At 70.3% G+C, this 24228-nt stretch carries 22 protein-coding genes, 1 pseudogene and 1 riboswitch; of the genes and pseudogenes, 11 read left to right on the top strand and 12 right to left on the bottom strand.

What is annotated here, in order from left to right:
* Position 1 precedes the first annotated feature (1 nt).
* Complete coding sequence (locus ACFX43_RS21350) at positions 2-1030, bottom strand: helix-turn-helix domain-containing protein (protein WP_378834424.1); 1029 nt, start codon at positions 1028-1030, stop codon at positions 2-4.
* A 51-nt stretch (positions 1031-1081) separates the two neighbouring features.
* The gene (locus tag ACFX43_RS21345; protein WP_378834421.1) at positions 1082-2086 is read right to left on the bottom strand and encodes an alpha/beta hydrolase; all 1005 of its coding nucleotides are present in this window, start codon (positions 2084-2086) and stop codon (positions 1082-1084) included.
* 161 nt (positions 2087-2247) lie between these two features.
* On the opposite strand from ACFX43_RS21345, the gene hrpA reads away from it, so the two are divergent.
* The 4 genes and pseudogenes from hrpA to ACFX43_RS21325 all read left to right on the top strand — a co-directional run.
* Positions 2248-6135 carry an ATP-dependent RNA helicase HrpA gene (gene hrpA / locus ACFX43_RS21340; protein ID WP_378834418.1) on the top strand — a complete coding sequence of 1296 codons (3888 nt, stop codon included), beginning with the start codon at positions 2248-2250 and terminating at the stop codon, positions 6133-6135.
* Between the two features lie 47 nt (positions 6136-6182).
* Positions 6183-6779, top strand: coding sequence for a hypothetical protein (locus ACFX43_RS21335; RefSeq protein WP_378834414.1), 597 nt, complete (start codon positions 6183-6185; stop codon positions 6777-6779).
* A 246-nt stretch (positions 6780-7025) separates the two neighbouring features.
* Positions 7026-7436, top strand: coding sequence for a type II toxin-antitoxin system PemK/MazF family toxin (locus ACFX43_RS21330; protein WP_378834412.1), 411 nt, complete (start codon positions 7026-7028; stop codon positions 7434-7436).
* A gap of 118 nt (positions 7437-7554) precedes the next feature.
* Positions 7555-7968, top strand: a pseudogene (locus tag ACFX43_RS21325) (extracellular solute-binding protein); the annotation flags it as partial.
* Positions 7969-8094: 126 nt separating this feature from the next.
* Here the strand turns inward: ACFX43_RS21325 and ACFX43_RS21320 are convergent.
* The 6 genes from ACFX43_RS21320 to ACFX43_RS21295 form a co-directional block, all read right to left on the bottom strand.
* Entirely contained in the window at positions 8095-9477 is a 1383-nt protein-coding gene (locus tag ACFX43_RS21320; RefSeq protein ID WP_378834409.1) for a dicarboxylate/amino acid:cation symporter, read from the bottom strand.
* A 156-nt stretch (positions 9478-9633) separates the two neighbouring features.
* Positions 9634-11136, bottom strand: a complete 1503-nt coding sequence (locus tag ACFX43_RS21315; protein WP_378834407.1) for a hypothetical protein — start codon at positions 11134-11136, stop codon at positions 9634-9636.
* A 1-nt stretch (position 11137) separates the two neighbouring features.
* Positions 11138-11641 (bottom strand): SigE family RNA polymerase sigma factor, encoded by a 504-nt coding sequence (locus ACFX43_RS21310; RefSeq protein ID WP_378834404.1) that lies wholly within the window; start codon positions 11639-11641, stop codon positions 11138-11140.
* 95 nt (positions 11642-11736) lie between these two features.
* Positions 11737-13257 carry a hypothetical protein gene (locus ACFX43_RS21305; RefSeq protein ID WP_378834400.1) on the bottom strand — a complete coding sequence of 507 codons (1521 nt, stop codon included), beginning with the start codon at positions 13255-13257 and terminating at the stop codon, positions 11737-11739.
* Entirely contained in the window at positions 13254-13763 is a 510-nt protein-coding gene (locus ACFX43_RS21300; RefSeq protein ID WP_378834397.1) for a SigE family RNA polymerase sigma factor, read from the bottom strand. The genes ACFX43_RS21305 and ACFX43_RS21300 overlap by 4 nt, the downstream gene beginning before the upstream one ends.
* Before the next feature lie 118 nt (positions 13764-13881).
* The gene (locus ACFX43_RS21295) at positions 13882-15714 is read right to left on the bottom strand and encodes a hypothetical protein (RefSeq protein WP_378834394.1); all 1833 of its coding nucleotides are present in this window, start codon (positions 15712-15714) and stop codon (positions 13882-13884) included.
* A gap of 156 nt (positions 15715-15870) precedes the next feature.
* Between ACFX43_RS21295 and ACFX43_RS21290 the strand changes: the two genes are divergently transcribed.
* The 5 genes from ACFX43_RS21290 to ACFX43_RS21270 all read left to right on the top strand — a co-directional run bounded on the left by ACFX43_RS21290 (position 15871) and on the right by ACFX43_RS21270 (position 20525).
* Positions 15871-17133, top strand: a complete 1263-nt coding sequence (locus ACFX43_RS21290) for a DUF6350 family protein (protein WP_378834392.1) — start codon at positions 15871-15873, stop codon at positions 17131-17133.
* Positions 17134-17143: 10 nt separating this feature from the next.
* Complete coding sequence (purN, locus tag ACFX43_RS21285) at positions 17144-17755, top strand: phosphoribosylglycinamide formyltransferase (RefSeq protein WP_378834388.1); 612 nt, start codon at positions 17144-17146, stop codon at positions 17753-17755.
* Positions 17756-17765: 10 nt separating this feature from the next.
* Positions 17766-17857, top strand: a riboswitch (ZMP/ZTP riboswitch).
* 30 nt (positions 17858-17887) lie between these two features.
* On the top strand, positions 17888-19477 hold the full coding sequence (purH, locus tag ACFX43_RS21280; RefSeq protein WP_378834384.1) for a bifunctional phosphoribosylaminoimidazolecarboxamide formyltransferase/IMP cyclohydrolase: 1590 nt from the start codon (positions 17888-17890) through the stop codon (positions 19475-19477).
* Positions 19429-19902 carry a sensor histidine kinase gene (locus tag ACFX43_RS21275; protein WP_378834381.1) on the top strand — a complete coding sequence of 158 codons (474 nt, stop codon included), beginning with the start codon at positions 19429-19431 and terminating at the stop codon, positions 19900-19902. The genes purH and ACFX43_RS21275 overlap by 49 nt, the downstream gene beginning before the upstream one ends.
* Positions 19899-20525, top strand: coding sequence for a response regulator transcription factor (locus tag ACFX43_RS21270; RefSeq protein WP_357353670.1), 627 nt, complete (start codon positions 19899-19901; stop codon positions 20523-20525). The genes ACFX43_RS21275 and ACFX43_RS21270 overlap by 4 nt, the downstream gene beginning before the upstream one ends.
* Before the next feature lie 5 nt (positions 20526-20530).
* Here ACFX43_RS21270 and ACFX43_RS21265 read toward each other — a convergent pair whose 3' ends face one another.
* From ACFX43_RS21265 to clpS, 4 genes are all read right to left on the bottom strand, one after another.
* A complete protein-coding gene (locus ACFX43_RS21265) occupies positions 20531-20806 on the bottom strand; it encodes a MoaD family protein (protein ID WP_008358635.1) in 276 nt (91 codons plus the stop codon).
* A 32-nt stretch (positions 20807-20838) separates the two neighbouring features.
* The gene (locus tag ACFX43_RS21260) at positions 20839-21279 is read right to left on the bottom strand and encodes a Mov34/MPN/PAD-1 family protein (RefSeq protein WP_378834372.1); all 441 of its coding nucleotides are present in this window, start codon (positions 21277-21279) and stop codon (positions 20839-20841) included.
* A gap of 85 nt (positions 21280-21364) precedes the next feature.
* The gene (locus tag ACFX43_RS21255; protein WP_378834366.1) at positions 21365-21955 is read right to left on the bottom strand and encodes a DUF2017 domain-containing protein; all 591 of its coding nucleotides are present in this window, start codon (positions 21953-21955) and stop codon (positions 21365-21367) included.
* Positions 21955-22248, bottom strand: coding sequence for an ATP-dependent Clp protease adapter ClpS (gene clpS, locus ACFX43_RS21250; protein WP_336738120.1), 294 nt, complete (start codon positions 22246-22248; stop codon positions 21955-21957). Before clpS ends, ACFX43_RS21255 begins: the two co-directional genes overlap by 1 nt.
* A gap of 26 nt (positions 22249-22274) precedes the next feature.
* On the opposite strand from clpS, the gene ACFX43_RS21245 reads away from it, so the two are divergent.
* The gene (locus tag ACFX43_RS21245) at positions 22275-23567 is read left to right on the top strand and encodes a nicotinate phosphoribosyltransferase (protein WP_378834361.1); all 1293 of its coding nucleotides are present in this window, start codon (positions 22275-22277) and stop codon (positions 23565-23567) included.
* A gap of 44 nt (positions 23568-23611) precedes the next feature.
* A complete protein-coding gene (locus tag ACFX43_RS21240; protein ID WP_378834358.1) occupies positions 23612-24187 on the top strand; it encodes an isochorismatase family protein in 576 nt (191 codons plus the stop codon).
* The last annotated feature ends 41 nt before the right edge of the window (positions 24188-24228 follow it).

Below are 24228 nucleotides of genomic sequence, written 5' to 3'. Positions count from 1 at the left end.
CCTAGTGCGGATCGTCCACGACCTGCTGTTCGGTGCCGTGGGCCACACGCCACAGCAGCAGCGTGACCGCCGCGCGCTGCCGTCCCCGCCCCTTGGTGGGCGAGTAGCCGAGCTGGCCACCCAGCCAGGTCAGCCGCTCCTGCAGCGTCGAATGGTGCACGTGGAGCATCGCGGCCGACTGCCTCAGACTCGGCTGGTCGAGCACCGCATGGAGCGTCTCCACGACCCACGGATGTCCGGCGAGCAGCTCGTCCAGACGTCGTACGTCGCCCACCCCCGCCGCCTCGCCGGCGCTGATCCGCTCGGCGATGACGGCAAGTGCCCCGAGGTCGTCGTAGCGGACCATCGCGGGCGCGAGGCCACCGACGTCGGCGGCCAGCCGGAGGGCCGTACGTGCCTGCTCCAGCGCGGTCGGAAGCTGCAGCGGGTCGGGGGCGACGGCGGCGCCCGCGCGGACGCCCTCCGGGATGGTGGGCGTGCCGGGAAGCAGTGCGACCACCAGGGCGCCGACCGTGCTGATCAGCGTCGCTCGCAGGTGGGCCGAGGTGCTCAGCACGACCGTGACCGGGCCGCTCAGGCCGAGCCGGGCGACCGCGTCCCGCCGGTCGGCGTCGGTCGCGTCGGGGTCGCACGCGATCCTGACCAGCCCGCTCGTCGAGGGATCGGACGCGCCCGTGCTGAGCGCCTGCAGAGCGCGGGCGGCACGCTCGAGGATGAGCGCGTCGAGCGGGCCGTCGTCCCCGGTGCGCTCGAGCCAGAGCCAGGAGCCGGGCTGCCCGGGGATCGGCTCGTGACGCCAGCCGCCCTCGGCCTCGCCGGTCAGCGCGCGGCCGTCGGCCGCGAACCGCTTGACGAGGCCGCGCGCGGCGTCGTGGAGGCCCGCGGGGGAGCCGGCCAGCGCCGCCGCGGCGCGCACGACCGCGGCCGTCGACGTCCGCTCGTCCACGAGCCGGTCGAAGTGGTCGATGACGCGCAGCGCACTGGCCGTGTCGTCATCGACCACCTCGAGCTTGCCGATCAGATCTCGCACCTGGAACCTCCCCCGCCACTATCGCCCACGGGACGCGAGCGGGCCAGGGGATCAGGCCTCGAGTGCTCTGCGGATGAACTCCTCACGCGTCGCGACCGAGGCGCGAGAGAGCGCCGTGTGTCCGGCCATCAGGTCGAACCCGTGGAATCCGCCGCCCCACATGTGGAGATCGACGCTGACACCGGCCTCGGACAGCCGGCGTGCGTAGGTCAGCGTCTCGTCGCGGAACGACTCCGCCGAGCCGGTGTCGATGTAGGTCCGCGGGAGGCCGGTGAGGTCCTCGGCACGTGCCGGCGCGGCGTACGGCGAGACGTCCGGACCGCCGCGGCGCTCGCCGAGCAGCGCCGTCCAGCCGAACAGGTTGGAGTTGCGGTCCCAGACCCCCTCCTCGTCGAGCATGCGGCTGCTGTGGGTCTCGAGGCGGTCGTCGAGCATCGGGCAGATGAGGATCTGGTGGCTCAGCCTCGGGAAGGCCCGGTCCCGGGCGAGCAGGGCCGTGCCGGCGGCGAGACCCCCACCGGCGCTGGCTCCCGCGATGATGATGCGCTCGGGGTCGATGCCGAGCTCCGCGGCGTTCTTCGCGGTCCAGACGAGGCCGGCGTAGCAGTCCTCCACGGGAGCAGGGTCCGGGTGCTCGGGTGCGAGGCGGTACTCGACGGACACCACCACGGCGTTGCCCTCGGCCACCTGCGGCAGGAAGGTCTCCACGCCGAAGCTGCGGTCGCCGACCACCATCCCGCCGCCGTGGGTGTGGTAGACCGCCGGGCGCGGGGCGCCGTCGGCGGTGGGCCTCAGGATCAGCAGGGTGATGTCCGGAGCGCCCTCGGGACCGGGGACCTGTCGCTCCTCGACCTGGACCGCACCGCCTACGGTCAGGTCGACCGGGTCCATGCCGGGGAAGCCCTCCGCGGTCTGCTGCCGCACCGCGGCAAGGTTCTCCGCCGAGAACGTCGGGAGGGCCTGGCGTACCGCCTCGAGGACCGGCACGAGCTCGGGATCGAACGGCGGTCGGACGGGGGTGTCGGGGAAGATCTGGTCGGCGGTCTGCTCGGTCATGGGGGTGCTCCTTCGGTGAACGGGGGTGGATCCAGCCTCCTCCCGGCGCCGCCGGTCACGGTACCCGGCCTGTGGCGGGAATCACATCGACTGCCCCCGCCATCCGGCGGGCCGGGCTCTGCGAGAAACCGATGTGCGGTCGAGGGGTACGCCGGGGGAGAATGGGTGACCTCATGTCCGAGTCCGACCAGCCCGCCGCCACTTCCGTCGCGATCACCTACCCTGCCGAGCTCCCGGTCACCCAGCGCCGCGAGGACATCGCCGCGGCCATCCGTGACCACCAGGTCGTGATCGTCGCCGGTGAGACCGGGTCGGGAAAGACGACCCAGCTGCCGAAGATCTGCCTGGAGCTCGGGCGCGGGTCCGCCGGACTGATCGGGCACACCCAGCCGCGGCGGATCGCGGCCCGGTCGGTGGCCGAGCGGATCGCCTCCGAGCTCGGCACCGAGCTCGGTGACCTGGTCGGCTATCAGGTGCGGTTCATGGACAAGTCCTCGGCCGCCTCGCGGATCAAGCTGATGACCGACGGGATCCTGCTCGCCGAGCTGCAGCGCGACCGCGACCTGCGCCGCTACGACACGATCATCATCGACGAGGCCCACGAGCGCTCGCTGAACATCGACTTCCTGCTCGGCTACCTGCGCCGGCTGCTGCCCCGGCGCCCGGATCTGAAGCTGATCATCACCTCCGCGACGATCGACCCGGAGCGGTTCGCGGCCCACTTCGCCGACCCGCGTTCGGGGGATCCCGCGCCGATCATCGAGGTCTCCGGCCGCACCTATCCGGTCGAGGTCCGCTACCGGCCGCTGATGGAGCTCTCCGAGGAGGACGAGGAGGGCGAGGTCGTCGTTCGCGACCAGACCGAGGCCATCGTCGACGCGGTCAAGGAGCTCTCGGCCGAGGGACCGGGCGACGTCCTCGTCTTCCTTCCCGGTGAGCGGGAGATTCGGGACGCGGCCGACGCGCTGTCGGATGCGCTCGGGCTGAACAAGGGGCGCTCCGGGACGGGTCTGGTCGAGATCATCCCGTTGTTCTCGCGGTTGTCGGCCGCCGACCAGCATCGCGTCTTCTCGCCCCACACCGGCCGCCGGATCGTGCTCGCGACCAACGTCGCCGAGACCTCGCTGACGGTCCCCGGGATCAAGTACGTCGTCGACACCGGTGTCGCCCGGATCTCGCGCTACTCCGCCCGCACCAAGGTGCAGCGGCTGCCCATCGAGCCGATCTCGCAGGCCTCGGCGAACCAGCGGTCGGGACGTACGGGCCGGGTCGAGGCGGGCATCGCGATCCGGCTCTACTCCGAGGAGGACTATCTCGGACGGCCGGAGTTCACCGACCCGGAGATCCTGCGCACCAACCTGGCCTCGGTCATCCTGCAGATGGCCTCGCTCGGGCTGGGAGACATCGCCCGGTTCCCGTTCGTGGAGGCGCCGGACCGGCGCAACATCACCGCCGGCGTACAGCTTCTCGAGGAGCTCGGCGCGATGCGGGGGCAGCGGCTGACCAAGCTGGGCCGCCGGCTGGCCAGGCTGCCGATCGACCCGCGGCTGGCCCGGATGGTCCTCGAGGCCGAGCGGCTCGGGTGCGTACGCGACGTCATCGTCGTCGCCGCCGCGCTCTCGCTCCAGGACCCGCGTGAGCGGCCGGGGCAGGACCACCCCAAGGAGCAGGCGCAGGCCGACCAGCTGCACGCGCGGTTCAAGGACGAGACCTCCGACTTCCTCACCTGGCTCAACCTGTGGCGCTACCTCAAGCAGCAGCAGCACGAGCTCTCCTCCAGCGCGTTCCGGCGGCTGTGCAAGCGGGAGTTCCTGCACTACGTACGCGTCCGGGAGTGGCAGGACCTGGAGTCGCAGCTGCGTCAGGTGTGCCGGGAGATGAAGATCGACCTCGGCAAGGGACACCGCGACGTCATCGAAGCCGGCGAAGACGCAGGCGAGGACAAGGTCGCGTACGACGCTGACGGGATCCACCAGGCGCTGCTCTCCGGGCTGCTCTCCCACATCGGGGCGCTGGAGGAGCGAGACAAGAAGGCGGAGGCGGCGGCCGGACGTGACCGCCGGCGACCGGGTCCGCGGGAGTACGAGGGCGCCCGCGGCGCGAAGTTCGCGATCTTCCCCGGCTCGGCCCTGCACCGGAAGAACCCGCAGTTCGTGATGTCGGCGGAGCTGGTCGAGACCTCCCGGCTCTGGGCCCGGCAGAACGCCTCGATCAAGCCCGAGTGGGCCGAGAGCCTCGGCCGTGACCTGGTCAAACGCACCTACTCCGAGCCGCACTGGTCCATGAAGCGCGCCTCGGTGATGGCGCGGGAGAAGGTGACCCTCTACGGCGTGCCGCTGGTCGCCGACCGTCCCGTCGCCTTCGGCAAGATCGATCCCGAGCTCTCGCGCGAGCTCTTCATCAGGCATGCCCTGGTCTACGGCGAGTGGCGTACGAATCACCGCTTCCTCCGCGACAACGCGAAGCTCGTCGAGGAGGCCGAGGAGCTCGAGCACCGCGCCCGGCGCCGCGACATCGTGGTCGACGAGCACGCGCTCTTCGACTTCTACGACCGCCGGCTGCCGGCCACGATCGTCTCCGGGGCCCACTTCGACCAGTGGTGGAAGCAGGCCCGGCGGGAGACGCCCGACCTGCTCACCTTCGAGCTGTCGATGCTCACCAACGACGCCGCGGGAGAGGTGACCGAGAGCGACTTCCCGGCCGAGTGGGACGCGGGGCCGCTCATGTTCTCGCTGAGCTACCACTTCGAGCCGGGCGCGGCCGATGACGGACTGACGATCGACGTACCCGTCGCCACGCTCAACCGCGTCGGCGCCGACGACTTCTCCTGGCTGGTGCCGGGGCTGCGCGAGGAGCTGGTGACCGCGCTGATCCGGTCGCTTCCCAAGCCGCTGCGGGTCAGCTTCGTGCCTGCTCCCGACAAGGCGCGCGCCTTCCTGAAGGAGACCCCGCCGGGGGAGGAGCCGCTGCTGACCGCGCTGGAGCGCTGGGCGCGCTCGACAGCGGGCGTACACATCCCTCGCGAGGCCTGGGACTGGACCAAGGTGCCCGAGCACCTGCGCCCGACCTACCGGGTCGTCGGCGAGGACGGCAAGGAGACCGCGAAGGGCAAGGACCTCGACGCGCTCAAGGCGCCGCTCGAGGGCGAGTTCAAGGCGGCCATCGCCGAGGTCGCGGCCTCGGCCGGTCACACTCGCACCGGCGAGACGAGCTGGGTCTTCGGTGACATCGCCACCACGGTTACCGAGAAGCGTGCCGGTCATGAGGTCACGGTCTTCCCGTGCCTCTCCGACGAGGGCACGACGGTCGGTCTAGTCGTCGCCGGATCCGCTGAGGAGGCCGAGGCGCGTCATCGTCTCGGCGTCGCACGCCTGCTGCTCCTGGCGCTTCCCGACGTCACCAAGCAAGTCGTCGACGGGCTCTCCACCATGGAGAGGCTCGCGCTGGCTGGATCCCCCTACCCGAGCGCCGCCGAGCTCGTCGAGGACTGCCGTGCCGCCGTCGTCCGCCAGCTGGTCGATGCCCGTCCGCTGCCGCGGACGCAGGAGGCGTACGCCACCGTCCTGGCCGCCGCGGGCACGCCGGCCGACCTGGTCGCGGCCGTCCGCGCGGTCCTGGCCGACGTGATGCGGGCGCTCGAGGCCTATCGCGAGACCGACAAGGCACTCTCCGGGCGGGCCGACATGTTCCAGCTCCCCGCGCTGACCGACATGAGGGACCAGCTCGCTCGGCTGGTGCACCGTGGGTTCGTCGCGGAGGCGGGCACTCAGCAGATCAGGCGGTATCCGACCTATCTGAAGGCCATCGTCGAACGCCGCCGCAAGCTCGACGCCGACCTGCGCGCCGACCGGACGACCCACGACCGGATCGCGTCGCTCCAGGACGCCTACCTGCACCAGGTCGAGGCGCTGGCCGAGGGCCGGCCGCCCGGGCCGCGGCTGCGGCAGGTGCGATGGATGCTCGAGGAGTACCGCGTCCAGCTCTGGGCCCAGCATCTCGGCACCGCCGAGAAGGTCTCCGACGCGCGGATCCGCAAGCTGCTGGGGTAGCGCCGCAAGGCTGTTACATGCGGGCGGCGGCCGCTACGCTCGATCCGATGTCCAGAGAGTTTCATTCGCCGATGCGTCCCGGGGACGGCTTCTTCGACTCCCTCCTCGGGGGCGACGACCCTGCCCTGGTGCAGGAGGCGGCCGACGCGGCGGCGACGGCGCTCGTACGCGGGGCGCGGGACAGCGACGACCCCGCGGTCGCCGAGCGGATCCTCCATCTCGCCGAGTCCGAGGGCATCGAGACGATCGCTGAGGTCTGGTCGAGCTCGCCGGCGGAGTCGCTGGCCGGCTGCCTGTGGCGGCTTTACCTGCTCCGCAGCTGGGTCTACGCCGACCCGGTCGGCGCCGCCCGCGAGTTCGACGCCGGCCGGGCGAAGGCCCAGGTCGCGCAGGTCGTGGCCGGTGTCGCGGAGCCTCCCGGCCCGGAGGAGCTCAAGGCGATGGTCGACGAGGTGCTGCGCGGCATCGCCGGCAGCGACTTCGCCGTGGTGCTCCTCCGCGCCGCGGCGTTCTCCCGCGTCATCGCAGCCGGGCGGGCGGCCCTGGACCCGGACGCGGCCGCGAAGGACGTACGCAACATGCTGCAGCTGTCGGAGCAGCTCGAGGCGGCGGGTCATGCGGAGCTCGAGCAGCGGTTGATCTGAAGTTCTGCTGAAGCGAAGCCCGAAGCGAAGGGTGCTGTAGCCTCCTGTTCGCTTTGATGCGGAGGAGGTTGGGGGCACCGTTACACTGGTGCCGAACACGTCGGGCTGCGGCAGCCCCGGGTCCCAACTTCAGCCGCTTCGAGCGGCCTTGCGCCGTGAGGCGCTCCCGGTCCGGCGTGTTCATCATCTTTTTCGGTGCACCTCGGCTGGGCGGCCATGACGCCAGCCACCGACCGAGGAGCCGTAGTGACCGACACCCAGCCCGCACCGCGCGAGGGCGCCATCTCCTACGAGCCCGAGATCGGTGACGGCAACGCAGACCCGGGCGAGGTCGTGTGGGGCTGGGTTCCCTACGAGGACGACGAGACCCAGGGCAAGGACCGGCCCGTTCTCGTGATCGGCCAGAAGGCCGGCGTACTCCTGTGCCTGATGCTGACCAGCAAGGACCACGACCGCGACGAGGCGCAGGAGGCGCGCAACGGGCGCCACTGGATGGATGTCGGCACCGGCGGCTGGGACCGCCAGGGGCGGCCCTCCGAGGTGCGTCTGGACCGGCTGATCCGGATGGATCCCGCAGACGTACGCCGTGAGGGCGATGTGCTGGCCAAGGAAATCTTCGATGATGTGATCAAGGCCGCACGCGATCACCTCGCCTGAGGCGGTCCTGGGGCTGTTCTGACGTGCCTTCTCAGGAAGTGTCCAGGTACGTATCGTAAAGTGAATCGCTGGTAAACCGGGTCTGTGGTTGCATCACAGACCCGGTCCTGGTGTTGAGATGGAGGAAATGGTGCGGCGCACGCGGCTGGCAACGGCGCTTATGGTGACGGTTCTCTCGGCGTCCCTCGCCGCCTGCGGTGGTGGTGACCCGGCCTCGAAGCCCTCGCCGAGCACCACGACGAAGGCGCCGACCAAGGTGAAGCTCGTCTTCGGGGTCTCCGGCCACAAGACGCTGGTTGACACCTACAAGCAGCTGGCCGCCGAATACACCCAAGAGGTCCCCAACGTCACCGTCGAGGTGAAGTCCTGGCCGACCGCCGACCAGCTCACCGCGGCGGTCAACAGCGGCGAGAAGGTCGACGTGGTGCTCACCCCGCGTGCCGACGTCGCCGCGTTCGCCGAGGACAAGCGGATCCAGCCCGTCGACACCCTGCTCGAGGCCCGTAACGTCGACTTCGGCGACAAGTACTCCCGCGAGGCGATGGAGGACTTCTCCGTCGAACGCCGCCTGGAGTGCATGCCCTACTCGGTCTCACCGCAGGTCGTCNCGGCAGCCAGCTGGCTGCCGGGGCGCTCGATCGCGTACACCGGGGAGACGTCAGGCGGCGACCGTCTCCTTGACGGGCTCGTCGTCGGCCAGGAGCCCGGCCGCGGAGGCGGAGCGGTAGCGGTCGATGTCGAGGATGCCCTCGCGTTTGGCCACGATGGTCGGCACGAGCGCCTGCCCGGCGACGTTGACCGCGGTACGTCCCATGTCGAGGATCGGGTCGATCGCGAGCAGCAGGCCGACGCCGGCCAGCGGCAGGCCGAGGGTCGAGAGCGTGAGGGTCAGCATCACGACGGCGCCGGTGAGGCCCGCGGTGGCGGCCGAGCCGACGACCGAGACGAAGGCGATCAGCAGGTAGTCGGTGATGCCCAGGTCGATCCCGAAGATCTGGGCGACGAAGATCGCCGAGATCGCCGGGTAGATCGACGCGCAGCCGTCCATCTTCGTGGTCGAGCCCAGCGGGACGGCGAACGAGGCGTACTCCTGGGGGACGCCGAGGTTCTTGACCGTCACCTGCTCGGTCACCGGCATGGTGCCCACCGAGGAGCGCGAGACGAAGGCGAGCTGGATCGCCGGCCAGGCGCCGCGGAAGTACGCCAGCGGATTGAGGCCGTTGACCCGCAGCAGCACCGGATAGACGACGAACAGGACCAGGGCCAGGCCGACGTAGATGGCGACCGCGAACCAGGCCAGGGAGCTCAGCGAGTCCCAGCCGTAGGAGGCGACCGCGTTGCCGATCAGGCCGAGGGTGCCGATCGGCGCCAGCCGGATGATCCACCACAGCACCTTCTGCACGATGGCCAGGACGGAGCGGTTGAAGGCGAGGAACGGCTCGGCCTTCTCGCCGGTCTTGAGCGCCGCGATGCCGATCGCGAGGGCGACCACGAGCACTTGGAGGACGTTGAAGCTCAGCGCGGTCTCCGCGAGCGGGCTCCCGCCGACCTGCTCGACGCTGGTCGATGCCTGGAGGCCGAGGAAGTTGCCGGGGATCAGGCCTTGGAGGAAGTCGAGCCACGAGGCGGATGCGCCGGCCTCGGCCGCGTCGGCGGTGCTGACCGCGGTGTTGCTGCCGGGCCGGAAGAGCAGCCCGAGGCCGATGCCGATGGCGACGGAGATCGCCGCGGTGATGGCGAACCACAGCAGCGTCTGGCCCGCGAGCCGAGCCGCGTTGCTGACCGTACGCAGGTTGGCGATCGAGGCGATGATGGCGGTGAAGATCAGCGGTACGACGACGGCCTTGAGCAGCGAGACGAACGAGTCGCCGATCGTCGAGAGGGTCGTCGTCAGCCAGTTGGCCTCGTCGCCAGCCCCGGGACCGATCGCTCGCGCGACAGCGCCGAGGGCGACGCCGAGGACGAGGCCCAGGATGATCTGGACCGAGAAGGACGGAAGCGGCAACCGCCGCCTGGCGGGTGCAGTGGGGGCGGTGGACACGAGAGGGCTACTCCAAGGTTGATGCGGGTCGGGGCTCTGATGGGCCCAAACGCCATGACCAGTACGTGTCTTCCTTGGGCGAGCGCGTTGTGACAGGAGTCTCCACACGCTAAGTCATGAAAGACGATCAACCATATCGTGTTTGAGTGGTGTCTGTCAGCGCAGGTCGCTGATCCCGGCGGTGACCGCCGCCTTCTCGATCGCGAGGACCCGGTCGGGCCAGGAGTCGGGCTGGTCGGGCTGGTAGCACGGGTCCTCCTTGTCGCCGGTGCTCGGCGGGCAGGGACCGGCGAGCTCGCCGTAGCCGACCAGGACCAGCCGGGTCTCGTACTCCGCGACCAGCTCGGTCTCGAACCACGTGCTGTCGCCGCCCTCCAGGCCCGGGTAGGTCGCCTGTGAGCGGGCCGCGCGCTTGGGCCCGGCATCCAGGTCGGAGCTGACGTCCATGGGCAGCGCGGTGACGTTCGGGTCGACCCCGAGCTTGTTGGCCGGGCAGACCTCCATCCACTCCATGATCTCGTTGTACGCAGCGCCCGCGGCGTTCGCGTCGGAGAACTCCAGCACCGCCACGTGGACCTGGCCGACCATTGCGCTGTCGGTGTCCCAGCGGTAGTCGGTCGCGACCTTCGCCGAGGCCGAGAGCGAGGAGAGCCACTCCTTCTGACAGGCCAGGGTGGGCACGTCTGGCGTGGGCGTGTAGCGGTTCCAGCCGAGGGCACTCTCGAAGCGGTCGAGCGGCGGGAGGTCGCCGGCCGCGACCAGGTTGGCCTCGCCGAGGAGCTCCGCTGTCGGGGAGCCGGTCGCCGTCGGGTCCGGGGACGGTTCATCCGGGGGCGCGGCACCGATCATCCGGTATGCGGCGTTGACGGCCGAGGTCTGCAGGGTGGTCGGTGGCACGTAGTCCTGGACGCCACGCTTCCGGGTCATCACGAGCACCCGGTCCTCCGCGGCGACGACGGCCGTCGCCGTCTCCCAGACCGCGTTCATGTCCGGGTCGTCGGGCTGGTACGTCACCACGTCGATGCTGCCGCTCGAGATGACGCGGCTCTCGATCGGGAGGGTGCCGGCCAGCTCTGCTCCGTCCACGCCGGAGCAGGAGATCGCGGCGTCGGAGAGGTTGATGCTCACCTTCTCGGCCTCGTCGGCCGAGTCGAACTGGGCGACGACGGCGTTCAGCGTGCCTGCTGCGTCTGCCATCTCCTCCCCGGGCTTCGCGACGAAGTCGCGGCGGAACGTCGTCTCCGCACCCCTGTCACCCAGCGACTCGGTGAGGCAGTCGTTGTAGGTGTCGGTGCCCTCGCCGTCATAGGTCTGCTGCTGGACCCAGGCCGGGTAGGGGTCGTCGGCGACGAGGTCGTCCTCGGTCGGCAGGTTGGCGCGGGTGAGATCGGACGCAGATGCGGAGCCGGACGGGCTGGATGCGACCGCGCTTTCGCTCGTGGCCGGTGCGGGGTCGATCCCCTTGTCGCCGAGTCCGGTGGAGAGGAAGATGACCGGCCCGGTGACGACGGCGGCCACGGCCGCGACGCCTGCGGTCACGACGGCACGACGTCGGCGTCGGATCTGGTCACCCCGCCTCCGTGCTTCGGCGGCCGAGTTCATCGGCGCTCCGGGGGCATCGGCGCGGAACTGGTCCAGACGCGAGATCGGGTCACTCATCTCAGGCCTCCTTCCAGACGGCGCCGGGATTGTCCTCGGCGAGCAGCTCCGCGAGGGCGGCTCGTCCTCGAGCCAGGCGGGCTTTGATGGTGCCGGTGGGGGCGCCGACCTCTGCGGCCACCTGATGGACCGGCAGATCGGCGATGTGGTGCAGGACGATCGCTTGGCGCTGCGCCTCGGGGAGCTGCCTCAGCGCGGCGACGAGAGCCACGTGGGACTCGTCGACCGCCGGCATCTCCGTGCGGGCACCGACGGCTCTGTCGGCGGCCCTTCCGGCGTACTTCTTCCGGCGCCAGCGGCCCACCGCGAGGCGGTAGGCGGTGGTCCGGACCCAGGCTTCGGGGTAGTCGACCGAGGACATCTTCCGACGATGCGCCCAGGCACGGGCGAACGCCTCCTGGACGCACTCCGCAGCCTCGTCGAAGTCGCCGATCATGGCATACAGCTGAGCACACAAGCGGCGGTAGGACGCGTTGTACAGCGCGTCGAACTCGTCCTCGTCCATCGTCTTGCCTCCCCGGCTGGCTTTCCCCGACCCTTGCAGGAGCGTCAGTGTCGCGGATTGATACGTGCGAGCGTCCACATGGGTTGCATATCCGGTCATCTGGACGAGAGCCGATCGGCCGCGGCGGGGAGCATCTGCTGCACCGGGGTACCGCCATCCTCCGCCGGCCAGTTGTAGTCCTGCCCGCTGACCAGGTGGCTGAGGACGGCGATCCGGTTGCCGCTGAGGACGACGCCCATCTCCAGGAACCAGCCGTCGTCCTCGCGGCCGGCGGGGTCGTACTGGGTCCCGGGGGCGGCCGTGATCGGGCCGTAGATGGCGAGCCCGGTCACACCCTCCGCCTGCGCCGACACCGGCACGTCGCCGAACGGGTTGGACTTGAAGCTGTCCGAGCCCTCGGGGCTGCAGCCGTCGAGCCAGGTGAGCACGTCCTCGTACGCCGCCTGGGCCTCCTCGCTCGAGGGGAACTCGGCGATCGTCTCGTTGAGGTAGGCGTCGGCGTCGGAGTCGCCGCCTTCGGAGGTCACGAGGAGGAAGTCCCGTTGCATGGTGGCGATCGCTCCGCGGGCTTTCATGGAGCCCTGCCAGCAGGCGTTGGCCGCAGGCGCGGTCTCGCCGGTGGTCGTCGACCCGGAGCTCTCGACCCAGTCCAGCGCTCCGCCGTTGGGGTAGATCGCCTCCTCGCCGGTGAGCAGGTTGCGCGCCGAGAGGGCCGGCTCGGGAGCATTGCTGGTCGCCGGTGCCGTGGCCGGCGAGTTCGAGGACGGCTCGACCGGATTCTTCGCGCCGACCATCCGGTGGGCGGCGTTGATGGCTGAGGTCCGCAGGTCGGTCGGGGAGACGTAGCTCTGTACGCCACGCTTCCGGGTCATCACCAGAACCCGGTCCTCGGCGGAGATGACGGCCGTCGCGACCTCCCAGACAGCGTTCATGTCCGGGTCGTCAGGCTGGTACGTCACCACGCCGATGTCTCCGGCCGAGATCACGCCACCCCTGACCGGGAGAGAGCCGGCGGTCTCCGCTTCATCCACGCCGGGGCACGCGGCCGCTGCCTCGGCGAGGTCGCCGCGAGCCTTCTCGGCATCCTCGGGCGACCCGAACTCGGCGACGACGGCCTTCAACGTCCCGGCCGAGGCCGACAGCTCGTCCCCGGGCTCGGGGACGAAGTCGCGGCGCACCGTGGCCAGCGCACCAGCGTCGGCCAGCGACTCGGTCAGACACTCGTTGGAGCCGCTCTTGCCCTCGCCGTCGTAGGTCTGCTCCTCGACCCAGGGCGGAAACGGGTCGTCCGCGACCAGGTCGGCCGCGATCGGGAGGGCGGCGCGGGTGAGGTCCGACGCCGGCGCGGAGGCCGAGGCCGACGGGCTGGGGGCGACCGTGCTCGGAGTCTCGCTGGGCGCCGGCGCGGGCTCGATGGCCTTGTCGCCGAAGCCGGCGGAGAGGAAGATGATCGGTCCGGCGACGACCGCGGCCACGGCGACCGCGCCGGCGGCGACGAGGGTGCGCTGGCGGCGGCGGATCTGGTCACCCCGGTGGCGTACCTCGGCTGCGGACTTCATCGGTGCTCCAGGGGTGTCGGCGCGGAACTGGTCCAGACGCGAGATCGGGTCACTCATCGCACGCCTCCTTCCAGTGCAGTGCCGGGCGCTTCGTCGGCCAGCAGAGCTGCCAGCGCAGAGCGCCCGCGGGAGAGGCGGGCCTTGATGGTTCCGGTCGGCACGCCGACCTCTGCGGCCACCTGGTGGACGGGCAGGTCGGCGATGTGGTGCAGGACGATGGCTTGGCGCTGGGCCTCGGGAAGCTTCTTGAGAGCGGCGACGAGCGCGACATGGGTCTCGTCGACGGCGGGCATCTCCGTGCGAACGCCGACGGCTCTGTCGGTGACGCGGCCGGCGTACTTCTTCCGGCGCCAGCGGCCCACCGCGAGGCGGTAGGCGGTGGTGCGGACCCAGGCTTCGGGGTAGTCGACCGAGGACATCTTGCGCCGGTGGGCCCAGGCTCGGGCGAAGGCCTCCTGGACGCATTCGGCGGCCTCGTCGGAGTCGCCGATCATGGCGTACACCTGAGCGCACACGCGACGAAAGGACGCGTTGTAGAACGCGTCGAACTCGTCCTCGTCCATCGCTTGCCTCCCCAGACTGGCCGGACCCTGATCTGGCGCTGCGCCAGCCTCAGAGGGTCAGATGCATGGGAGGCAGGTCCGGTTGCATCCGGGAGGAAACTGGGCTCAGATTCTGGGCTCAGAGATAGTCGAGCCGATAGGCGGCGCGCTTGGCGAGGGTGACGAAGTCGGAGTTGCTGATATCAGCGTCGCCGTCGGGAACGAAGCTCATCTGGGCGACGTTGGCGCCGCGCCGGATCGCAGCCATCCGGTAGTAGATCGAGGTGTTCTCGAGCTCCACCCGGATGTACCACACCGTGATCGCGCCGTCCTTGATGGACTCGGTAGCGACCTGGGTGACGTGGCTGCCGAGCTGCTTGTCGCTGCACTTGTCCAGCCGGCCCTTGATGGCGACGTTGAAGGCCTGTGCCTCCTTGGCGGAGCCGAACTTGCCGACCGTCTCGGTGAGCCCGAAGATCGGCGCGAGCTTCTTCTTCGTCTCGGGGATCACGAAGGAGCGTGTCTGGGCGCCGGACATGCCCTTGGCGTTGAACTGGGTCTCGTCGCAGCGGGTCTGGGCGGGGTTGGACTTGGCCGGCTTCGCCTCGGTGCCCTCCCACGGGTCACCGATCGTGCTGACCGGGGGCAGATCGGTCTCGTTGATCAACCCGGGCGCCTTGCCGGTGGCGATCGGGACCACCGTCGTCCGCGGTCGCTTGGTCTCGACGCACGCGCCCGCACCGGGCATGGAGCAGAGGTTGTGGACGGCGGTGCCGAGCATGGTCGAGGTCTTGGACGCGGTCGTGCTCGACTTGCCCTCGGTCTTCACGGTGACCGCGGCGGTGTGCCTGCCGGTGCGCGCGACGCCGTAGGTGACCGCCCGGTTGTTCTCCCAGTCGCGGTAGGTGAAGAGGGTCGCCTGGTCGCCGATGCCGTCGACCGACTCGGTGAAGATCAGCTGGTAACGGGGCTCGGCGCACGCTGCGTACCACCCCTGCATCTTCTTGTACGCCCCAGCCGCCGCCTTCGCGTCGACCGAGGACTCGATCGTGGTGCCGGCGGTGGTCGCCTTCGCCTTGGCGATGAAGGTGCGCGCCAGGCTCGCCACCGGTCGCTTGTCGGCCGAGGTGTCGGCCTGGCAGGGGATGGTGAGGCCGGTGCCCTCGAGGTTGTCGGAGGAGATGTCGACGGCCCAGGAGCCGCCGTAGATCTTCGCGACCTCCTCCTCGGTCATCAGGTCCTTGGCGGTCAGCTTCTTGCCGGGGATCTGGCTCGGCTCGACCTCGAACTCCTCGGCCGCCGACTGCATCGAGAGGGTGTTGAGCCGTGGCTCGGTCTCGGCGTCCTGGGTGACGAAGAATCCGGTGCCGACCAGGGCGGCGATGGCCGCCGCCGCGCCGATGGTGGTGTGCACCCGGCGGCGCACGGCGCCGGCGGTGGTGATCGTCGAGGTCTTCGGCCAGGGCTGCTCGGTGAGCACGTCGACGAGCGGGTCGAAGATGGACTGCAGCTGCTCCGGAGCGATCCCGAGCTCGGCGCAGATGGCGGCGTTGGCGCCCTGCAGGTCGGTCTCGGTGCGGCTGATCGGGGTGCCGACCTCGCGGGCCAGCTGGGCCAGGTCGACGCTGGTGAGGTGGCCGAGCAGGAAGACCTTGCGGTCGTGGAGCGGCAGGCCGCGCAGCGCGGAGAGGGTGTGGCGGGCCTCCGGCGCGATCGTCTGGTCGCGGTGGAGCAGCGGCACCGAGTGGTTGCGGATCGCCTTGGACCAGGCGATCGGGCGGACCCAGTCCTCGCGCTCGAAGTCGTCCATCGGCTTCACCTTGCGCCAGTGGTGCCAGGTGATGACCAGCGCGCCGCGCACGGCGGCCTTGGCGGCCTCCAGATCCCCGGTCAGCGACCAGGTTTGGAGAAGGAGGCGTCCACGGACGTCCTGATAGAACGCCTCGAAGGTCTCGTGGTCTGCCGTGGTCATGCCCATGTCAGCGGTCAACTGTAGGTGATTCGGTCGAATGAACGGCAATAGCCGCAGATGCACAGGCGGGTATCAACCGCTGTGACCAACCCGGGGACCGCCGCTGGCGGCGCGTCGCCGAGATCGAGGGTGCCGGGGTTGGGAGGATGATTCGCGATGTCGTCACTGCTGCCTCCTCGCACCCCTGACCGCGGGCTCTCTGCGGACGATCTTCATGATCTCCGCCACCGCCGCCCGCTGGTCGCGGTCGCGCTGCTCGGGGGTGTCGGCACCGCCGCCGCCACGCTGGTGGTGTGTCTGGCGATCGGCATCCTCGGCTGGTTCATCAGCGACATGGGTGCTCACGGCGAGCCGTCGGACGCCCTGCGTGTCGCCGCGCTCGGGTGGCTGCTCGGCCACGGGTCCGGGGTCCTCGTCTCCGGGGTCGCGGTCACCGTCGTCCCGCTCGGGCTGACCCTCGTCCTCGCCTGGGCGATGTGGCAGGTCGCGGTCCGGGTCGGCGACTCGGTCTCGCTGCACGGCCCGGACGCCAACGCCCTCGCCGACGGCGAGCGTGACCTGACCGTCCCGGTCGTCGCCGGGCTGTTCACGTTCGGCTACACGGTGACCGCGATCGTGACGGCGCTCGTCGCCGGCACCCCAGCCACCGCGCCGAGCATCGCCGGCGTCTTCGCCTGGTCGGTCGGGCTTTGCGTGGTATTGGCGCTGCCCGCGATCGCGGTCGGCTCCGGCCGCGCGGCGCTCTGGATCACGCTGCTGCCACGCGCCGCCGTGGACGTACTGGTCATGGTGAGGTCGATCCTGCTCTGGTGGTTCGCGGTCAGCACGCTGGTGTTCTTCGCGGCCCTCTTCACCGACTTCACCACGTCGGTCAACGTGGTCTCCCAGCTCCACCTCGACGTCGGCGGGATCATCCTCTACTCGCTGCTCGCCGTCCTCGTGCTCCCCAACGCGGTGCTCTTCTCCAGCGCGTACGCCCTGGGCCCGGGCTTCACGGTCGGTGTCGGAACCACCGTCACCCCGACGGCGGTGACCCTCGGCCCGCTGCCGATGTTCCCGATGCTCGCCGCCCTGCCCGACAACGGCGCCCCGCCCGCCTGGGTCGCCGCGGTGATGGCGCTCGGCCCGCTGACCGCCTTCTGGGCCGTCTGCCGGGTCAGCCGGGTCCGGCCCACCCTGCGCTGGTCGGAGGGCGCGCTCCGCGGCGTCAGCGCCGGAGTCGTCGCCGGCCTCCTCCTCGCCATTCTCTCCGGTGTCGCCGGCGGTGCTGTCGGCCCCGGCCGGATGGCCGACGTCGGGCCGTACGCCGGGCAGGTGCTCGTCAACGCCATCGCCTTCTTCGGTCTCGCCGGTCTGCTCGCCGGGCTCACCATGACCTGGTGGCACCGGCGTTCCCTCCCGACCGACCCGGCCGCCTAGAGTTCGCAGCATGTCGCTGCGTCTCGTCGTCCTCGTGTCCGGCTCGGGCACCAACCTCCAGGCCCTGTTGGATGCCTGCGCCTCCCCGGAGTTCGGGGCAGAGGTCGTCGCGGTCGGGGCCGACCGTGACGGGATCCAGGGGCTGACCCGGGCGACCGATGCTGGGATCCCTACCTTCGTGCACCGGGTCAAGGACTTCGGGTCGCGCGAGGAGTGGGACGCGGCCTTGGCCGAGTCGGTGGCGGCGTACGAGCCTGATCTCGTGGTCTCCGCGGGCTTCATGAAGCTGGTGGGGGCTTCGTTCCTGGAGAGGTTCGGTGGGAAGACGCTCAACACCCACCCGGCGCTGCTGCCGTCCTTCCCGGGGATGCACGGCGCGCGGGACGCGCTGGACTACGGCGTGAAGGTCACCGGTGCAACGCTCTTCATCGTCGACGCCGGGGTCGACACCGGCATGATCATGGCGCAGGTGACGGTGCCGGTGGAGGACGACGACACCGAGGAGACGCTCCACGAGCGGATCAAGGTCGTCGAGCGGTCGATGCTCGTCGAGACGGTCGGGCGGATCGCCCGCGAGGGCTACACCGTCGACGGCAGGCGAGTTCGATTCGGACCTGCCTGAGCGGTTAAAGTGATGAGCACACGACTGGCGCAGGTGGGGGACCACCGGGGAGTGTGACCCGAGAGATTGGGCCGAGTGGCATCGACCGCCTGGGTGCCCTCATCGAAATCGTTGACCGATGAGGAGATTGCTGTGCTCGATCAGATCACCATCAAGCGGGCCCTGGTGTCCGTCTATGACAAGACCGGTCTCGAGGACCTGGTCCGCGGGCTCCATGACGCCGGCGTCGAGCTCGTCTCGACCGGTGGCTCGGCGGCGCTGATCGAGAAGCTGGGCCTGCCGGTGACCAAGGTCGAGGACCTGACCGGCTTCCCCGAGTGCCTCGACGGCCGCGTGAAGACGCTGCACCCGCGCGTGCACGCCGGCATCCTCGCCGACCGCCGCCTCGAGTCCCACGTCGAGCAGCTCAAGGAGCTCGAGGTCGAGCCCTTCGACCTGGTCGTCTCCAACCTCTACCCGTTCGTGCAGACCGTCGCCTCCGGCGCCGGGCCGGACGAGGTCGTCGAGCAGATCGACATCGGCGGCCCCTCGATGGTCCGCGCCGCCGCCAAGAACCACCCCTCCGTCGCGATCGTGACCTCGCCGGAGCAGTACGCCGCGACCCTCGCTGCCCTCGCTGCCGGTGGGTTCACCTACGACCAGCGCAAGGCCCTCGCCGCGGCCGCGTTCGTCCACACCGCGACGTACGACGTGGCCGTCGCCTCCTGGATGGGCTCCGTGCTCACCGACACCTCCGAGGGCACCGGTTTCCCGGCGTGGGTCGGCGGGACGTACGAGAAGGCGACCGTCCTGCGCTACGGCGAGAACCCGCACCAGAAGGCCGCGCTCTACCTCAACGGGTTCGGCCCCGCCGGGCTCGCCCGTGCCGAGCAGCTGCACGGCAAGGAGATGTCCTACAACAACTACACCGACACCGACGCCGCGCGGCGCGCAGCCAACGACTTCGCCGAGCCGGCGGTCGCGATCATCAAGCACGCCAACCCCTGCGGCCTGGCCGTCGGTGCCGACATCGCCGAGGCGCACCGGCGGGCGCACGCCTGCGACCCGGTCTCCGCCTTCGGTGGTGTGATCGCCTCCAACCGGCCGGTGACGGTCGAGATGGCCCAGCAGGTCGCCGAGGTGTTCACCGAGGTCATCGTGGCTCCGGGCTACGAGGACGGCGCCGTCGAGATCCTGCAGGGCAAGAAGAACATCCGCATCCTGGTCGCCGCCGCCGACGAGCGCGCCGCGGTCGAGACCCGCCCGATCTCCGGTGGTCTGCTGATGCAGCAGGTCGACCACGTCGACGCCGAGGGCGACGACCCGGCTTCGTGGACGTTGGCAACCGGTGAGGCCGCCGACGAGGCGACCCTCGCCGACCTGGCCTTCGCCTGGAAGGCCTGCCGCTCGGCCAAGTCCAACGCGATCCTGCTGGCCTCCGACGGTGCCTCGGTCGGCATCGGCATGGGCCAGGTCAACCGCGTCGACTCCTGCAAGCTCGCCGTGGAGCGGGCCAACACACTCGCCGAGGGCTCCGAGCGCGCCCGCGGCGCCGTCGCCGCCTCCGACGCCTTCTTCCCCTTCGAGGACGGCCCCCAGATCCTGATCGACGCCGGCGTCAAGGCGATCGTCCAGCCCGGTGGCTCCATCCGCGACGAGCTCACCATCAAGGCCTGCGANCCCGGGCCACCGAGATGGCCCGCACCGCGCTGGTCGAGGCCCGACGCTCCGTGCAGGACCTGACCCCCGCCGAGCTGGCCGACGCGGGTCTCGCCGACGCCCTCTCGACGCTGGTCACGAGCTGGCGCGACGACCACGGCCTCGAAGCCTCCTTCGTCGTCGTCGGCGATGCCACGCCGCTGCACTCCGAGGTCGAGGCGTCGCTGCTGCGGATCGCCCAGGAGGCCCTCGCCAACGTCGCCAAGCACGCCGATGCATCCCGGGTCGGCGTCACCCTCACCTTCGACGAGTCCGACGTCATCCTCGACGTGCGCGACGACGGCTCCGGCTTCGACCCTGCCGCTCCGCGCCGCTCGTCCTCGTTCGGGCTGGGCGTGATGCGCGAGCGGGCCCAGCGCCTGACCGGCACCTTCACCCTCGAGTCCGCCTCCAGCGCCGGCACCGCCGTCTCCGCCAGCATCCCCGCACTCCCCCGAGGACCCGCATGACTCAGATCAGGATCGTGGTCGCCGACGACCACCCCGTCGTACGCGACGGGGTGGTCGGAGTGCTCCGCGCGCAAGGCTTCGAGGTCGTCGGCCAGGCGGGCGACGGGGCGCAGGCCCTGGCCCTCGTCGAGGAGCTCGAGCCGGACGTACTCGTGCTGGACCTGCGGATGCCCGGCACCGGCGGGGTCGAGGTGATCGAGCGGCTCCGGGCGTTGGAGTCGCGGACCGGCGTACTGGTCCTGACGACGTTCGACACAGACTCCGACGTGGTCGCCGCGATCGAGGCTGGCGCGACCGGCTATCTGCTCAAGGACGCGCCGACACCGGACCTCGTCGAGGCCGTCCGCGCGACGGCGGCCGGCGAGACCGTCCTCTCCCCCGCGGTCGCGACCCGGCTCGCCTCCCGGTTGCGCTCACCCGGTCCGACGGCTCAGCTGAGCCCCCGCGAGCGCGAGGTGCTCACCCTCGTCGCGCGCGGCACGACCAACCGCGCCATCGCCGCAAAGCTCTTCGTCAGCGAGGCGACGGTCAAGACCCACCTGGGTCACATCTTCGACAAGCTCGGGGTCACAGACAGAGCAGCCGCGGTCGCACGAGCGTACGACCGCGGCATTCTGGGCTGAAGGGTTCAGCAGCCGCCGGCGACGGCGGGGAGGACAACGACCTGGTCGCCGTCCTTGAGCTCGGCGTCGAGACCGCCGATGAAACGTACGTCCTCGTCGTTGATGTAGACGTTGACGAAGCGGCGCAGGTCACCGTTGTCGATGAGGCGCTCCTTGATGCCGGAGTGGTTCGCCTCGAGGTCGTCGATGAGCGCGCTCAGGGTCTTGCCCTCGGCGCTGACTGCCTTCTCACCGGCGGTGTAGGTGCGGAGGATGGTCGGGATCTTGACCTCGATGGCCATGGGTTCTCCTAGCTGGATGTTTCTTGGGCGCGTCACGACAACGTCGCGACGATGCTGATTTCTTCCTCGGTGACGTTGCCGTCGACGATGCGGAATGATCGAAACTCGACCGGGCCGTCGTCGTTTCCCCCATCGGTGAAACAGTCGCGGGTGCTGACCAGCACGTAGTGCGCGTTCGGCTCCATCGCCAGCCCGATGTCGGTCCGGGACGGGTAGGCCTCGGTCGCGGTGTGGGAGTGGTAGACGATCACCGGCTCCTCGTCGTTCGCATCCATCTCCTTGTAGAGCTGGAGCAGATCGGTCGAGTCGAACTCGTAGAAGGTCGGCGAGCCGGCGGCGTTGATCATCTCGATGAACCGCTCCGGCCGGTCGGACCCCTCAGGGCCCGCGACGATCCCGCACGCCTCGTCGGGATGGTCGCGCTTCGCGTGGGCGACGATCGCGTCGTACGTCGCCTGGTCGATGGTCAGCACGGGATCAGCCTAGGCGGGCCGAGCAGCGAAGACGTACGTGACCGGGTGCCGGACACGGTCACGACCGCCCCACGACGTGGTGTAGTCAGGACGCCGCCCACAGCGCCTCGACCATGGTCTCCTGCAGGATCCCGACCCACTGGTAGATCCCGTAGACCTGGCCGGCGGGGTCGTCGTCGGGCAGCGAGTCCCAGAAGTCCTCGTCGCCCTCCTCGACCCCGAGCCGGGTCGCCAGCGCGAGCCGGATGTCGGTGAAGGAGCGCATCCACGCCTCGGCGTCCGGGATCGGGAGCTCGACGTCGATGACCAGCCCGTCCTCGTCGAGCTCGGGCGGGAGGCCCGCCTCCTCGAGCGAGTCGATGATCGTGCACGCGGCCCGCGCCTTGCCGTCGCGCAGCCCACCCTCGGTGAACCGCCGAAACTCCCCGGCGGCCTCTTCGTCGTTCCCGTAGGCAGAGGGGAAGAGCCGCTTCAGGACCGGGTCCTCGGGCTCGGTGGTCGGCCCCGAGAAGTCGAGCAGCGCCTCGAGCGGGTCGTCGCTCTCGGCCGGAGCGGCGACCTCGTTGCGCAACAGCTCGACGAGCTGCGAGGCCAACGAACGGAGCAGGTCGGCCTCGAACCCGGAGAAGGTCGCGATGATCTGCTTGCTGCGGCGGTGGTAACTGAACCCGCCCATCAATCCTGCTTCTCCAGCGTCGCCCAGAGCCCGTATTCGTGCATCGCCTGCACGTCGCGCTCCATCTCCTCGCGCGATCCGGAGGAGACGGCCGACTTGCCGTCGTTGTGCACCTCCATCATCAGCTTCTCCGACTTCTTCTTGGAGTAGCCGAAGTACTTCTGGAAGACGAAGGTGACGTACGACATCAGGTTGACCGGGTCGTTCCAGACGATGGTCACCCATGGTGTCGACGGGGCGACGAGGTCGTCGACCTCCGGCTCGTCGAGCTCCACGGGGCTTGGCGCGCTCATGCACTCCATCGTGCCACGATGTGCCCGTGGACTCGACAGCGGACTCGACCGCGCTCCTGACAGATCACTACGAGCTGACCATGCTCCAGGCCGCCCTGAAGGCGGGCACCGCGGAGCGTCGTGCGGTCTTCGAGCTGTTCCCCCGGCGCCTGGCCGGCGGGCGGCGCTATGGCGTGGTGGCCGGGGTCGGGCGGGCGCTCGACGCCCTCGAGGCGTTCCGCTTCGGCTCGGAGGAGCTGGCGATCCTGGAGGGCGTCGTCGACGGCCCGACCCTGGAATGGCTGGCCGGCTACCGCTTCACCGGCGACATCTGGGGGTACGCCGAGGGCGAGACCTTCTTCCCGCACTCGCCGCTGCTCGTGGTCGAGGCCAGCTTCGCCGAGGCGGTCGTCCTGGAGACGGTGCTCCTCTCGATCTACAACCACGACTCGGCCATCGCCACCGCGGCCTCCCGGATGACGCTCGCGGCCGGTGAGCGTCCGTGCATCGAGATGGGCTCGCGCCGCACCCACGAGGCGGCCGCGATCGCCGCGGCCCGCGCGGCCTATGTGGCCGGCTTCACCGCCACCTCCAACCTCGCCGCCCGCGCTCGCTTCGGTGTGCCCACGACCGGCACCTCCGCACACGCCTTCACCCTCCTGCACGACACCGAGGAGCAGGCCTTCCACGCCCAGGTCGCCTCTCTCGGCAAGGGCACCACGCTGCTGGTGGACACCTATGACATCGCCGAGGCGGTGGCGAAGGCGGTCGAGATCGCCGGTCCCGAGCTCGGTGCGGTGCGGATCGACTCCGGCGACCTGGGGCTCCTCGCCCATGACGTACGCCGCCAGCTCGACGACCTCGGCGCCACCGAGACGAAGATCATCGTCACCAGCGACCTGGACGAGTACGCCATCGCCGGCCTCGCGGCCGCCCCGGTCGACGGCTACGGCGTCGGCACCCAGCTGGTCACCGGGTCGGGCCACCCGACGGCCGGCTTCGTCTACAAGCTCGTCGCCCGCGAGGGTGCCTCCGGCGACCTGGAGCCGGTCGCCAAGAAGAGCGCGTCCAAGGCGTCGATCGGCGGCCGGAAGTACGCCCTGCGCCGCCGCAACCGCAAGGATGTCGCCGACGCCGAGGTGATCGGCATCGGCACCGCACCCGAGGGCGACGGCAACGACCGGCCGCTGCTCACCCAGCTGGTCAAGAACGGCGAGGTCGTGGGCCGCGAGCCCCTCGACGCCGCGCGCGAGCGTCACCGGGCCTCGGTCGCCGAGCTCCCCGTCGTCGCCCACTCGCTCCTGAAGGGCGATCCGGCGATCCCGACGCTCTTCCAGTGATGTCTCGCCAGTGATGTCTCGCCGGCCCGGTCTAGGCTGACGGCATGACGCGTGCACTGATCGTGGTCGACGTACAGAACGACTTCTGCGAGGGCGGGTCCCTGCCGGTCGACGGCGGGGCCCGGGTGGCCTACGACATCGGTCAGCTGCTGCGGGAGCGGGCGGCGAGCAAGGACCCGGAGCAGACGTACGGGCTGGTGGTGGCGACCAAGGACCACCACATCGACCCGGGCGACCACTTCGGCAACCCGCCGGACTACGTCGACTCCTGGCCGGCGCACTGCGTGGTCGGCACCGACGGCGAGGCCTTCCACCACAACCTCGACCCGGTCACCTTCGACGAGATCTTCCGCAAGGGCGAGTACGCAGCGGCCTACTCCGGCTTCGAGGGCGCGGCCACCGGCGGCGCCAATCTCACTGACTGGCTCCGGGCCCACGGCGTCGAGGAGGTCGACGTGTGCGGGCTGGCGACCGACTACTGCGTACGTGCCACCGCGCTCGACGCCCGAGCCGCCGGATTCCACACCACGCTGCTCGCCGATCTGGCCGCCGGCGTGGCCGCGGCGAGCACCTCGGCTGCCATCGAGGAGATGCGCTCAGCCGGGATAACGGTCTCGTGACAGAATTGCGAATTTACGGCAGATAGAAATCACCCGAAGGT

Source organism: Nocardioides sp. YIM B13467, assembly GCF_042788075.1.
Classification (GTDB): Bacteria; Actinomycetota; Actinomycetes; order Propionibacteriales; family Nocardioidaceae; genus Nocardioides.
Note: the sequence above shows the minus strand (reverse complement) of the source record. Positions and strands in the feature narration are given on the sequence as shown.